Raw genomic sequence first — 13,117 nt, 5'->3', positions numbered from 1 at the left:
GATCGGCTGTCCATTAGCCGCTTTCGGCGAGCGGAAACACCTAAGACACATTTACTTACAAATGCGACCTTTGCTAAAAACCTGCTTTCTAACTATAGGTGATAGGTTACGCGCCTCGAATGGGCCAAGAGATGCCTAGCCTTAAGATGCGCATCAAATTCCCCAGTATTCCTGCCCTCGGTGCTTACCTTGCACTGACCTCCCTTTTTGCGGCCGCATGGTTCCTCAATCCTGGCCACACGCACTCTTCCTTTGCGTTGATGAATCCAGTGAAGGCCGTGGCCGACCAAGTGGCCAAGCCCATTTATACCAGCCGTTTCGCCTCTTCCGGGCTGGTGGACTTCGTGCATTCTTCGGCGGTAACCGCCCTGCCTGACGGTTCCTTGATGACCGTCTGGTTTGCCGGCTCTCGCGAAGGCGCCGCCGATGTGCAGGTACGTTCCGCCCGTTTCGACGTGAAAACCGGCGAGTGGGGGTCTGAACAAGTCCTGGCGACGCGGGATTCGACCCAACAAGGAACCCAAAGATACATCCGCAAACTGGGCAATCCGGTGATTGCCCTTGCGCCGGATAATCGCCTTTGGTTGTTCTACGTGTCCGTGTCCATGGGCGGCTGGGCCGGCAGTGCGGTCAACGTGATGGTCTCAGACGACTTCGGTGGAAGCTGGTCCGCTCCGCGCCAACTGATCACGTCCCCCTTTCTGAACATCAGCACCCTGGTCCGCTCGGCACCGGTGTTTCATGCCGACGGTTCCATCGGCTTACCGGTCTACCACGAATTTTTGGGCAAGTTTGCCGAGTATCTCTACTTGAGCGCAGACGGGAAAGTGATCGACAAGTACCGCATCAGCCACGGCATGAACTCGTTGCAACCCACGGTGGTCCCGCTGGACGGGCAGCGCGGCATCGCGTTGCTGCGTTATGCCGGCAACACCCATCACCGCGTTCTGGCGACCCGTACTGAAGATGCCGGGCAAACCTGGAGCGAGCCTTATCCGCTCAACCCATCGAATCCGAATTCCTCGCTGGCGGCCGTCGCGACCCCCGAGCACGGACTGCTGGTAGCGCTCAACGACCTGCAAGAGGGGCGTTTCAAGCTGAGCCTTTATGGTACCGACGCAAAAATGGTCGATTGGCGCTCGTTGAGTGATCTGGACAAGTCGCCTGATCCTGAAGGGGACCCGATTTCACCCCAGGTCTACAAGGAAATCATGGGGCATGAGTTCCGCGGTTCCAGTGGTGCGCTACGCCAACCGCTGGAGGCGCAATTCCTGAACAATCTCGACACCCGTGTCTGTACCGTCCGCGGGTGCGAATTCGAATACGAATACCCCTACTTCATCCGCAGTCCCGACGGCATGTATCACCTGGTTTATTCCTGGAACAACACTTTCATCAAACACGTCACCTTCAACGAGGCGTGGCTTTCCGAGCGTCTCAAATGATTAGCCTTTGGCAAGCCCACGTCAGCTTCGCAATGATCACCTTCCTGCTGCTGCCGGCATTTGGCTTGAACAGGGCTTTGCGCATCGCTGTGCTGTTCGCCTTGCTGGCCGTCAGCTTCATTCCCGTGGACGGGTTGTCGCTGGCCACGTATCTGCGTAGCCACATTGATGACCTGGCGATTACCTCAATGGTATTGATGGCGTGGGGCTGCTTGCGACGTCTGGGCGTCCTGCCGCCAGCGCAGCAAAGCAAAACCTGGGTGTTGATCCTGTTCGCCGTGTTGGCCCTGGTGCTGTATCCGGCAACGATGGGGTTGAGTGATCTGGACCCTTATCGGTTCGGCTTCAACCCGCGTCCGATGTTGATTTTCTTCGCACTGCTCACGCTAGGCCTGTTTTACCTGCGCAACCTGCTTGCCGTCGTGATGCTGGCCAGCGCGACCCTCGCCTTCGTCGCCGGGATAAAACCTTCGCAGAACTATTGGGATTACCTGATTGATCCGCTGCTGGGCCTGTATTGCTTCGCGTCACTCCTGATGCTTGTCATGCACTGGATGTATGGTTTGCTGATCAAGCGGCACCGTTCACCGCCGAATCGACCCGCTTGATTCAGCGAGATTCTTAACAGGGGAAACATAGATGGGTTGGCTGCATTCAAGACGTTTGCATTATTGGCTAGGCGCAACGGCGATTCTGTTTGCGCTGTTTGCCCTGTTGCGGGGTGTGTTCTTTTTCGGCTTTTCCGGTTTCGACGCCAATGCCCTGCTCAACGACGATGCCGTCCGGGAAACCTTGGGCATCGGCTTTCGTTTCGATCTGCGCCTGGCCATCCTGGTAGCGTTGCCGCTGGCAATACTGGCCTGGATTCCTCGCTGGAACCTGATCACGAGCCGCTTGCTTCGCCGCATCGCACGCCTGTACATCGTCACCGTCCTGAGCGCACTGCTGCTGATCTACATCATCGATTTCGGGCATTACGCGTACCTGGGCATGCGGATCAACGCCACGGTCCTGCGCTTCCTCGACGATGCACAAATTTCCCGTGACATGGTCTGGCAAACCTACCCGGTGATCTGGATTTCTCTGGGTTGGCTGGTAACCGTCGCGTTGATGACACTGGCCCTGGTACGCCTGGAACGCGTGACCCTCGACCGTCGCCGCAAACCGATTCACCGGCTCTCCGCCCTATGGGGTGGCACCGCGATGGTCATCGTGGTTTTGCTGGGTATTTTGGGTCGTGTCGAGAACATGAACTTTGAGAACCCGGTCCCGTTACGCTGGAGCGATGCGTTCTTCTCGGGCAACAACCAAACAGCCGCGCTGGGCCTGAACCCGGTGATTTTCCTCTACGACACACTCAAAGTCGGTCAGTCCCGCTATGACGAAGCGCAGGTGCGCGAGCACTATTCCGTCATGGCCAACTACCTGAGCGTTGACCAGCCTGATCCGCAGACTCTTAATTTTGTTCGCCACCAGGCACCACAACCCTACAAAGTGCCGGGTTCACGACCGCCGAACGTGATGTTTGTCATGCTTGAATCCCTGGGTACCAGTGCTGTCGGGGCTTACGGCAACCCGATCAATCCGACCCCGAATATCGATCGCCTGGCCACGCAGAGCTGGTTCTTCGAGCACTTCTATGTGCCGGTGACAGGTACTGCAAAAACAGTATGGGCCAGCATTAGCGGGGTCCCGGACGTGACGCGCCAGGAGACTGCGACGCGTAACCCGTTGATCACCCGACAGCACTCCCTGGTCAATGCTTTCACCGGGTACGAGAAGATCTACACCATCGGCGGCAACTCCGGTTGGGCCAATATGAATGCCTTGATCCGGCAAAGCATCGACGGCGTTCGCTTGTACGAAGAGCGGGACTGGAAGTCCCCGGTGGTGGATGTCTGGGGCATTTCCGATCTGGACCTGTTCAAGGAAACCGACCAGATCCTGCAAGCGCTGCCCAAGGACAAACCGTTCTTTGCCTATGTACAGACGGCCGGCAACCATCGCCCTTTCACGATTCCCAAGACCAACGACGGATTCGAGGTCAAGCACCCGACCCTCGAGGAAGTCCAGGCCGCAGGATCGCGCAGTGTCGAGCAATACAATGCCGTGCGCCTGCTGGACTTCAACATCGGACGCTTGATGGAAATCGCCAAGGCCGGCGGTTACTACGACAACACCATTTTCGTGCTGTTTGGCGACCATAACACCCGTATCGCGCAGATCCCTTACCTGGCACCGGCTTATCAGCAACTGGGTCTGGAAAGCAATGCGGTGCCGATGATCATTCACGCCCCGGGTCTGCTCGGGACGCGCAAGGTCGAAGAAGCGGTTGGCCTGGTGGACTTGCTGCCCACCGTGGCAGGCATGGCCGGTCTTGAGTTCCGCAACAGCGGCATGGGCCGTGACATCCAGCAACCCGCGCCCGAGGGTGAACGCGTTGTACCGCTGGTATTGCGCGAGGGAACGTTCCCGTTGATTGCCGGCGTGACTCAACACTACATGGTGCAAATGGAGCACGACGGCAGCTCGCCAACGCTCCACGACCTTGCGTCGAAGACCCCGCTGGACAACGTGGCTCAGCAAAACCCGGAAGAGTTCAAACGTCTGTCGGAGTTGACCCGCGCCATGCATGAAACCTCAAGGTTGATGCTGTATCAGAACGTCCGTCAGTAACCGTCTGTAGCAACCACCGCGCCTATCGTTCGATAGGCGCGGCCCGCCCAACCTCCCCGCCCTTCCCCGCAAAATTCTTTGAAGACCATTGCTTGCACCGAGTTTTTTTCAAACCTCGGAGTCAACCTGTGGCCCCCTATTTTGACATTCACGGGATCACTCGGGATCAGGCAGACGCCAAGTGTTTGTTAAAGTTTCACATTTGCGTTCAATTCGTATTCCGAAACCAGATGCACATGCGTATGATATCGATTCTCAAATAACACAAATTAAATGTGAGTTCGCATGTCCGCCCCCACCCTTCTGTGTTCACAAATCGCCGTTACCCCACGCTCGCCTTTGGCAATGCGCCCTCTGGCCCTGGCAGTACACATGCTTGCGGCCGGTATCGCCATTTCTGCGCCCACGCTGCAAGCGGCGGAACCGACTGAACAGACCGAGAAGGGAAGCTCGGTGGTCCTGAGTCCTATCGCTATCACCGAGACCGCCACCGCTGGGCAAGTCGGCGTTACCGAAGGCACCCACTCTTACACAACGGACGCAGCGCGCACGGCCACGCCGTTGAGCATGTCTTTGCGGGAAACGCCGCAATCGGTCAGCGTCGTCACTCAGCAGCGCATTCAAGACCAGGACCTGAAAACCATCCTCGATGTGGTCAACAATGCCACGGGCGTGTCGGTCAACCGCTACGAGACCAGCCGCGCACAGTTCAACGCCCGTGGCTTTGAGCTCAACTCGCTGATGATCGACGGTGTTCCCACCATCTATGAGCAGCCTTGGAGCTCGGGAGAAATCTTCAGCAGCCTGGCCATGTACGACCGCGTCGAAGTGGTCCGTGGCGCCAACGGTTTGATGACCGGCGCCGGCGATCCTTCCGCGTCCATCAACATGGTGCGCAAGCGCGCCTACAGCACGGACCTGAAGGGTTCGGTAGAACTGAGCGCCGGCACATGGGACACCTATGGCGTCGAGGCCGATGTGGCCACGGCACTGAACTCGGAAGGCACTGTGCGTGCGCGATTGGTCGGGGAGACCAACGAGGGCGACACCTGGATCGACATGAACTCGACCAAGCGCCAGACCCTCTACGGCACAATGGATATCGACCTGACGCCCGACACCACGCTGTGGTTCGGCTTGAGCCATCAGGAAAGCAACGCCGACTCGCCGATGTGGGGTGGCCTGCCCGTCTGGTACGCAGACGGTAGCCGGACAAACTGGAGCCGCTCGAAGACGACTTCCGCCAACTGGAGCAAGTGGGACACCACCTACGATACCTACTTCGTCAACCTCGACCACACCTTCGCCAACAACTGGCAACTCAACCTCAGCTACAACCGTGGCGAGCGCACGAGCGACTCTTCCCTGCTGTACCTTTCCGGCAATCCGGGCCAGAACGGCAGTTCCGGCATGTCTTCGTTCCCGGCGACCTACAAGACCGAGACCACCCAGGACGACTACGGCATCCGCGTCAACGGCCCGTTCTCACTGTTGGGCCGTGAACATGAATTGGCCTTCGGTTACGTGGACAGCAAGCAGGAATTCGACGCCGATGCACTCAACGCGCAATCCGGGTTTGGCGGCGTTGCCAACTTCGATGCCTACAACGGCCACTTCCCGGAACCGATCTGGGGCCCACGGTCCGACTACGGCTATAGCGAGACCCGGCAGAAAGGGCTTTACGCCGCCACTCGCTTGAACGTGACCGACGATTTGAAAGTGATTCTTGGCGCGCGTGAGAGCTGGTACGAGAAGACCAGCGACGACATCTACTCGGAAGTGAGCAAGATCGATGTCGATCACGAACTGACCCCTTATGCAGGCGTCGTCTACGACCTCACCGACAACCTCTCGGCCTATGCCAGCTACACCGAAATCTTCCTGCCGCAGTCGGTCCGCGACAGCAGTGGCCAGCAATTGGAGCCGATCGTTGGCGAGAGCAGTGAAATCGGCTTGAAGGGCGAATACTTCGACGGCCGTTTGAACGCTTCCGCGGCGATCTTCCAGATCAAACAGGACAATCTGGGGCAAAGCACCGGCGTGCTGATCGATCCTTCGAACCCCGTCGGCGGTTATGCCTACGAGGCCAGTGAAGGCGCGACCAGCAAAGGCTTCGAGCTGGAAGTGTCCGGCGAACTCGCGACCGACTGGAACGCAACGGTGGGCTACACCCAGTTCACCGCCGAAGATGCCAACGGCGACGACGTCAACACTCTGTACCCGACCAAGTTGCTGCGTACCTTCACCACCTACCGCCTGCCCGGTGCATTCAACAAGCTGACCATTGGCGGCGGGGTTAACTGGCAGGACTCGATTTACACCTACGCCACCAACCCGGCAGGCAACTCCGAGAAAATCCAGCAGGACGCCTACGCCCTGGTCAACTTGATGGCTCGCTACGAGATCACCGAAAACCTGTCGGCTCAGGTCAACGCGGACAACGTCACCGACGAGAAGTACTTCGACATCTTCGATGCCTACGGCGCCCTCACATACGGTGCACCGCGCAGCATTACGGCGTCGGCGAAGTACCGCTTCTAACGCCCCCCACCCAGCGTAAACGATGCAGAAAGCACAACGCCGGCCTTGCGCCGGTGTTGTGCTTTTCGTCGATTGAAATTAGTAGCGCCTGTGAGAATCAGGCGAATCAAAATGTTATAGTATATCAACAAACCACCCGTTCAATCGGGATTGATCTTCCCTGCCAGCGACGTCCGAATGACTACCAACCAACGCCTTTCAACTCAAGCGAAATCAAGCCAGCGACTGTTGTCCATCGATGCCCTCAGGGGCCTGGTCATTCTCTTCATGCTGCTGGACCATGTGCGTGAGACGTTTTTTCTTCATCGCCAGGTCTCTGATCCGATGAACATCGACACCACCGAGCCAGCATTGTTTTTCAGCCGGACCCTGGCCCATCTCTGCGCGCCGGTCTTCGTGCTGCTCACGGGCCTATCCGCTTACCTGTTCGCAGAAAAGCATCAGGGCAAAAACGATGCGTCTGCCTTCCTGTTCAAACGGGGACTGATTCTGGTGCTGCTGGAAATCACCCTCGTGAACTTTGCCTGGACGTTCCAGTTCCCGCCCACCGTGATCTATCTACAGGTGATCTGGGCCATCGGGGTCAGCATGATTGCGCTCGCCGCGCTGGTCTGGCTGCCACGTTCGATTCTGTTTGCGGTCGCCGTGATCATCATTGCCGGGCACAACCTTCTCGACTCATTGCACGTTGCGCAAGGTTCGGCGATGCATGGGGTTTGGGCGATTCTGCATGATCGCGGCTGGATCGAACTCTCGGACACTGTGCGCCTGCGCACGTCGTATCCCGTATTGCCGTGGATCGGGGTGATCGCTTTGGGGTACTGCATCGGGCCATGGTTCAGCGGCACCACGCCCCCTGAACAACGTCGGCGAAAACTTTGGCTGGCGGGCGTCGGTGCCCTGCTCGGTTTCTTCGCACTGCGCTTGCTCAATGGTTATGGTGACGCGCACTGGACGAGTTACGACAGCACCACATTCACCGTGATGAGTTTTTTCAACATCACCAAATACCCGCCTTCCCTGCTCTTCCTCGCCCTGACGCTGGGCATGGGCCTGTTATTGCTCCTGAGTTTCGAGCGCAGCCGCCAGCGTCATGGGATCAGCGTTCTGGCCGTGTTCGGTGCAGCGCCGATGTTCTTTTACATCCTGCACCTGTACGTACTGAAAGTGCTGTACCTGGCCTGCATAGCGATACTCGGGTTGAATCAAGGCAGCTTCTTCGGCTTCGATGGCGTCGGGATGGTTTGGTTGACGGCGGTATCACTCGCCGTGGTGCTTTATTGGCCGGTGCGCTGGTTTGCGGCCCTGAAGGCGCGGCGTCGCGATATCACCTGGCTCAAATACTTCTGATCCGGCGTCAGGGTTTGCTTTGCGGCATGAGCCATCGGCCGCCGGCACGCTCGCCAGCTATCCTTGCTATTCAACCCACAACGCCGGACAGCGAAATGCCCGCACCCGAAACCACCCTCCTCCAAAGCTGGCACCACAACGCCCAGGCCTGGATTGAAGCGATCCGCACCGGGACCATCGCCAGCCGCCAGCAAGTCACCGACCAGGCCATTCTGTGGGCAGTGCTCGGTTTCCAGCCGGAGCGCGTGCTCGACCTGGGATGCGGCGAGGGTTGGCTGTTGCGTGCGCTGGCTGCTCGGGGCATTACGGCGGTCGGCGTGGACGGTGATGCGACACTGGTCCAGGCCGCACGGTCAGCAGGTTCTTCGCCGGTCCATCTGGCAAGCTATGAAGCTCTGGTCGAGGCGAAAGTAGACATCGGCCGCGACTACGACCTGATCTGCGCCAACTTCGCCCTGCTGCACCAGGACATCATCCCTTTACTCGCAGCGATGAACACCCTGCTCGTTCCCGGCGGCACGCTGCTGATCCAGACATTGCATCCATGGACCGCTGCGGCGGGCGACTATCAGGACGGTTGGCGCGAGGAGTCCTTCGCCGGGTTCGAGGGCCAGTGGCAACCGATGCCGTGGTACTTCCGCAGTTTGTCGAGCTGGCTCAATGCGCTGGACATGGCCGGCTTCCAACTGACCGCTTTGCAGGAACCGCAACACCCGCAGAGCCCGGTGCCGCAGTCGTTGCTGCTGAAAGCAACGCGACGGGGCTGACTTCGCAGCCCAACGGGGGCAAGCCCCCTCGCTGCAACCGCTGCCGGAAGCCAATGCCCCACGCGCCGATGGTGAAGTCGATGTAGGTACCCTGCGCAGCGAGTGGTCGCAACTCAAGGACACTCACGACTTCTTCATGCTGCTCAAGCGCAACGACGTGGCACGTACCCAGGCCCTGCGCCTGGCCGGTCACGAATGGGCCGAACCTCTGGCCACCGTCGAGCTGACCCGCATCATCGAAGAAACGGGCAAGCGTGAAGTGCCGATCATGGTGTTCGGGGGCAACAAGCATTGCATCCAGATTCACTCCGGCCCGGTCAGCAACCTGCGCTGGATGGACACTTGGTTCAACGTGCTCGACCCGATGTTCAACCTGCACCTGAAAACCACGGGCGTGACTGAACTGTGGCGTGTGCGTAAGCCGAGCGTCGATGGCATCATCACCAGCTACGAAGGTTTCGATGCCGAAGGCGAACTGGTCATCCAGTTGTTCGGCGTGCGCAAGCCGGGCATTCCTGAGCGTGACGACTGGCGTGCCCTGGCTGAAACCGCCACCCCTCTGATCGGCTAAGGAATAGTCCCGATGCGTATGAAAACACTGCTGGCCTGTGCCAGCGTGCTCGTCAGCCAGATGTCCGTCGCCGACGCCCTGCCCCAGCGCTGGGTCAGTGCCGGCGGCGCTTTCAGCGAATGGGTGGTCGCCCTCGGTGGCGAAAGCAAACTGGTGGGTGTCGACAGTACCAGCCAGTACCCGCCATCGCTGCGCAGCCTGCCCGGCGTCGGCTACCAGCGCGCGCTGGCGGCCGAAGACATTCTGACCTTGAAACCGGACATCCTGGTGGGCAGCGTCGAAATGGGGCCACCGCCCGTGCTGGAGCAACTCAAAGCGGCCGGCGTGCGCATTGAGTTGCTGTCGGCCAAGGCTGACGTACCCGCCCTTCAACATAACCTGACCGAGCTCGGGCAACTGCTGGGCAAAGAGGCCGAGGCACAAGCGTTGATGGGCGGTTACCTGACGCGCCTGCAAACCCAGGCCGACTGGGTCAGGCAGGCACAGCAGCAATCCCCGGCACCGCGGGTGTTGATGCTGCTCAGCCATTCCGGCGGCAACCTGCAAGTGGCAGGCAAGGACACATTGGCCGCCTGGATGATTGAACAGGCCGGGGCCAAAAGCCTGGGCGAGCACAACGGCTACAAACCGGTTTCCAATGAAGCCATGCTGGCGCTTGATCCGCAGGTGATCATCTTCGCCGGTGGTCGTCTGGAAGGCGACGCGGCGGGCAAAGCCCTGCTGGAGCAGAACCCGATCCTGGCACAAACCCGGGCCGGGCGTGACGGCCGGGTGCTGGTGATCGATCCGACGCTGCTGGTTGGCGGCCTGGGTCCACGCGTGCCGGATGCGTTGAACCGTCTCGCCACCGCGTTCTACCCGGACGTCAAAGTGCAGACCGCCGAGATCAGCCAATGACGGCCATTTTTCGGCCGCGTCCGACGTTGATCTGTTTGCTGTTGTTGCTGGTTGTCGTGTTCTGGCTATCCCTGGCCCTCGGGCCGGTCAGCCTGCCGCTGGGCGATACGCTACTGGCCGGAATGCGTCTGCTCGGTTTGCCGCTTGAAGGCGGCGACACGCAACAGGCGGAGCTGATCCTGGGTCAGATCCGCCTGCCGCGCAGTTTGCTCGGCATTGCCGTCGGTTCGGTACTGGCGCTGTCAGGTGTGGCGATGCAGGGGTTGTTTCGCAACCCCTTGGCAGACCCGGGCCTGGTCGGCGTCTCTGGTGGTGCAGCGCTGGGTGCCGCTTTCGCCATTGTCGGCGGCAGCATGCTCGGTGGAATGCCGCCGGCCGTAGAGCCCTATCTGCTGTCGGTCAGTGCCTTTGTCGGTGGCTTGATCGTGACGGCGGTGGTGTATCGCTTCGGTCGTCGCAACGGGCAAACCGACGTCGCCACCATGCTGCTGGCGGGTGTGGCGATGACGGCGATGGCCGGTGCCGGTGTCGGTCTGTTCACCTATCTGGCCGACGATGCGACCTTGCGTACCCTGACGTTCTGGAACCTGGGCAGCCTAAACGGCGCCAGTTATCCGCGGTTGTGGCCGCTGTTGATCGTCACCGTCGGCGTGGCGCTGTGGCTGCCACGTCGTGCGGCGGCACTCAATGCGATGCTGCTGGGCGAGTCGGAAGCCCGTCACCTGGGCTTCGACATCGAGCGGATCAAGATGGAGCTGGTGTTGTGCACAGCCCTGGGTGTGGGTGCCGCCGTCGCGGCTGCCGGGTTGATCGGTTTTATCGGTCTGGTGGTGCCACACCTGATGCGTCTGCTGGTCGGGCCGGATCATCGAGTCTTGTTGCCCGCCTCCTTGCTCGCCGGTGCCAGCCTGTTGCTGCTCGCCGATCTGGCTGCGCGCCTGCTGTTGGCGCCAGCGGAATTGCCGATCGGGATCGTCACGGCACTCATTGGCGCGCCGTTCTTTCTTTACTTGCTGGTACGAGGGCGTTCCTGATGCTGCGGGCAAACAACTTGCTGGTACGCCGGGGCAGCCGCACGGTACTGGCGAACATCGATATCGAATTGCGTCCGGGGGAAGTGCTCGGCGTGCTGGGGCCGAACGGCGCCGGCAAAAGCACCCTGCTCGCGGCCTTGTGCGGTGAATTGGCGGCCAGCGAAGGCAAGGTCAGCCTGGACGAGCGGCCACTCGCCGACTGGCCGGGCCAGGAGCGGGCCAGACGGTTGGCGGTGCTACCGCAAAGTTCAAGCCTGAACTTTGCGTTCACGGTCAACGAAGTGGTCGGCATGGGGCGCCTGCCCTACGCCAGTGGTCGCGTGCGCGATGCCGAAATCGTCGCCGAAGCACTGCGTGCCGCCGACGCTCTGCATCTGGCTGGGCGCAGTTATCTGGCGCTGTCCGGTGGCGAACGCCAACGTGTGCATCTGGCGCGGGTGCTCGCTCAGCTTTGGCCGGGGGCCGAAGGGCAAACCCTGCTGCTCGACGAGCCGACGTCGATGCTTGATCCGCTGCACCAGCACACCATTCTGCAAGCCGTGCGCGACTTCGCCGGACGCGGTGCAGCGGTGCTGGTCATCTTGCACGACCTCAACCTGGCGGCACGTTACTGCGATCACTTGTTGCTGCTGCAACAAGGCCTGCCCCACGCCTACGGCCCACCGGCAGAAGTCCTGACTGCCGAGGCACTGGCCGCGGTGTATGGATTGGAAGTGTTGATTCATCAGCATCCGGAACGCGGCCACCCGTTGATCATTGCGCGCTGATACCCGCCCCCTCCTCTCACAGTCGAGGGGGCCTCTGTCTATTAAGGAAAACCCATGCGCTTTCTGTTGCTCTGTGCATTCAGTCTGCTGGCTGCCTGCCAAACCCATCACGTCACGCCACCGCCGGCGCCAATCGCCCCGCAAGGACGTGATCACACCGACTTCGGCGTTATCCGCGAGCTGTCCACCGGCCAAACGCTGACACCCCAAGAACTGGTCTTGCGATTGGCCGTCGCGCCTCGCGTACTGGTCGGCGAACAGCACGACAACCCGGATCACCACGCCCTGCAATTGTGGCTACTGCGTGAACTGGCGGCCCAGCGCCCACAAGGCAGCTTGCTGATGGAAATGCTCACCCCCGATCAGCAGGCCAAGGTCGATGCGGCACAAGCCGCCACTCGCGCCGGACAACCACCGGCCGACCCGTTCAAGGCGCTGGCCTGGCAGAAAAATTGGGACTGGAGCGTCTATGGCGCACTGGTGACCTACGCGTTGCGTCAGCCGTATCCACTGATGTCCGCCAACCTCGATCGTGCGCAGATCATGCAGATCTACCAACAGCGTCCGGTGCTCCAGGGTGAAGCGTCCACCACCCAACAGGTGCAGGCGACGTTGCTCGACGATATTCGCGAATCCCATTGCGGCTTGCTTCCCGAAGCGCAGATGCCCGCGATGCTCGCCGTGCAGCAACAGCGCGACCGACGCATGGCCGAGCGCTTGATGGCCGCGCCGACACCGGCGCTGCTGTTGGCCGGGGCGTTTCATGTGCGTAAGGATTTGGGCGTGCCGCTGCACCTGAAGGACCTGGGCGCTGGCGAAGGCAATGCGGTGCTGGTTCTGGCGGAAGTGGGCAAGACCGTGACCGCCGACAGCGCGGACTACGTGTGGTACACCGCCGCGCAACCCGAACAGGATCACTGCGCAAAGCTGCGTCGTTAATCCCAACTGATACCTTTGTGGCGAGGGAGCAAGCTCCCTCGCCACAAGAGCAATCCGATCTCAGATGACCGGCGCGACACTATGTCACGCCTCCCCACCGGTCCAATGGTCGAATCCAATCCTCCAGCAC

At 60.3% G+C, this 13,117-nt stretch carries 10 protein-coding genes and 1 pseudogene; all 11 read left to right on the top strand.

Features of this window, described 5'->3' with window-relative positions:
- The first annotated feature begins 146 nt into the window (after window positions 1–146).
- The 11 genes and pseudogenes from QYH43_RS09115 to QYH43_RS09065 all read left to right on the top strand — a co-directional run bounded on the left by QYH43_RS09115 (window position 147) and on the right by QYH43_RS09065 (window position 12,987).
- Entirely contained in the window at window positions 147–1,445 is a 1,299-nt protein-coding gene (locus QYH43_RS09115; protein WP_095056831.1) for an exo-alpha-sialidase, read from the top strand.
- Complete coding sequence (locus tag QYH43_RS09110) at window positions 1,442–2,053, top strand: hypothetical protein (protein WP_095056832.1); 612 nt, start codon at window positions 1,442–1,444, stop codon at window positions 2,051–2,053. Before QYH43_RS09115 ends, QYH43_RS09110 begins: the two co-directional genes overlap by 4 nt.
- A gap of 31 nt (window positions 2,054–2,084) precedes the next feature.
- Window positions 2,085–4,121: an LTA synthase family protein gene (locus QYH43_RS09105; RefSeq protein ID WP_095056833.1), complete on the top strand. Its 2,037-nt coding sequence runs from the start codon at window positions 2,085–2,087 to the stop codon at window positions 4,119–4,121.
- 285 nt (window positions 4,122–4,406) lie between these two features.
- Window positions 4,407–6,662 (top strand): TonB-dependent siderophore receptor, encoded by a 2,256-nt coding sequence (locus QYH43_RS09100; protein ID WP_095056834.1) that lies wholly within the window; start codon window positions 4,407–4,409, stop codon window positions 6,660–6,662.
- 177 nt (window positions 6,663–6,839) lie between these two features.
- Window positions 6,840–8,012 (top strand): DUF1624 domain-containing protein, encoded by a 1,173-nt coding sequence (locus tag QYH43_RS09095; RefSeq protein WP_095056835.1) that lies wholly within the window; start codon window positions 6,840–6,842, stop codon window positions 8,010–8,012.
- Between the two features lie 95 nt (window positions 8,013–8,107).
- Window positions 8,108–8,779: a bifunctional 2-polyprenyl-6-hydroxyphenol methylase/3-demethylubiquinol 3-O-methyltransferase UbiG gene (locus QYH43_RS09090; RefSeq protein WP_301156911.1), complete on the top strand. Its 672-nt coding sequence runs from the start codon at window positions 8,108–8,110 to the stop codon at window positions 8,777–8,779.
- Between the two features lie 67 nt (window positions 8,780–8,846).
- Window positions 8,847–9,350, top strand: a pseudogene (locus QYH43_RS09085) (ChuX/HutX family heme-like substrate-binding protein); the annotation flags it as partial.
- 12 nt (window positions 9,351–9,362) lie between these two features.
- Window positions 9,363–10,247: a hemin ABC transporter substrate-binding protein gene (locus QYH43_RS09080; protein WP_301156910.1), complete on the top strand. Its 885-nt coding sequence runs from the start codon at window positions 9,363–9,365 to the stop codon at window positions 10,245–10,247.
- A complete protein-coding gene (locus tag QYH43_RS09075; RefSeq protein ID WP_095056838.1) occupies window positions 10,244–11,281 on the top strand; it encodes an iron ABC transporter permease in 1,038 nt (345 codons plus the stop codon). The genes QYH43_RS09080 and QYH43_RS09075 overlap by 4 nt, the downstream gene beginning before the upstream one ends.
- On the top strand, window positions 11,281–12,048 hold the full coding sequence (locus QYH43_RS09070) for a heme ABC transporter ATP-binding protein (RefSeq protein WP_095056839.1): 768 nt from the start codon (window positions 11,281–11,283) through the stop codon (window positions 12,046–12,048). Before QYH43_RS09075 ends, QYH43_RS09070 begins: the two co-directional genes overlap by 1 nt.
- Before the next feature lie 54 nt (window positions 12,049–12,102).
- The gene (locus tag QYH43_RS09065) at window positions 12,103–12,987 is read left to right on the top strand and encodes a ChaN family lipoprotein (RefSeq protein ID WP_301156909.1); all 885 of its coding nucleotides are present in this window, start codon (window positions 12,103–12,105) and stop codon (window positions 12,985–12,987) included.
- Window positions 12,988–13,117 lie beyond the last annotated feature (130 nt).

Source organism: Pseudomonas sp. C32 (genome assembly GCF_030417915.1).
GTDB lineage: Bacteria > Pseudomonadota > Gammaproteobacteria > Pseudomonadales > Pseudomonadaceae > Aquipseudomonas.
This window is presented reverse-complemented; position numbering and strand designations above follow the sequence as displayed.

Coding starts and splice junctions, on each gene's coding strand:
- QYH43_RS09115 (WP_095056831.1), top strand. CDS start 147: ATGCGCATCAAATTCCCCAGTATTCCTGCCCTCGGTGCTTACCTTGCA.
- QYH43_RS09110 (WP_095056832.1), top strand. CDS start 1,442: ATGATTAGCCTTTGGCAAGCCCACGTCAGCTTCGCAATGATCACCTTC.
- QYH43_RS09105 (WP_095056833.1), top strand. CDS start 2,085: ATGGGTTGGCTGCATTCAAGACGTTTGCATTATTGGCTAGGCGCAACG.
- QYH43_RS09100 (WP_095056834.1), top strand. CDS start 4,407: ATGTCCGCCCCCACCCTTCTGTGTTCACAAATCGCCGTTACCCCACGC.
- QYH43_RS09095 (WP_095056835.1), top strand. CDS start 6,840: ATGACTACCAACCAACGCCTTTCAACTCAAGCGAAATCAAGCCAGCGA.
- QYH43_RS09090 (WP_301156911.1), top strand. CDS start 8,108: ATGCCCGCACCCGAAACCACCCTCCTCCAAAGCTGGCACCACAACGCC.
- QYH43_RS09080 (WP_301156910.1), top strand. CDS start 9,363: ATGCGTATGAAAACACTGCTGGCCTGTGCCAGCGTGCTCGTCAGCCAG.
- QYH43_RS09075 (WP_095056838.1), top strand. CDS start 10,244: ATGACGGCCATTTTTCGGCCGCGTCCGACGTTGATCTGTTTGCTGTTG.
- QYH43_RS09070 (WP_095056839.1), top strand. CDS start 11,281: ATGCTGCGGGCAAACAACTTGCTGGTACGCCGGGGCAGCCGCACGGTA.
- QYH43_RS09065 (WP_301156909.1), top strand. CDS start 12,103: ATGCGCTTTCTGTTGCTCTGTGCATTCAGTCTGCTGGCTGCCTGCCAA.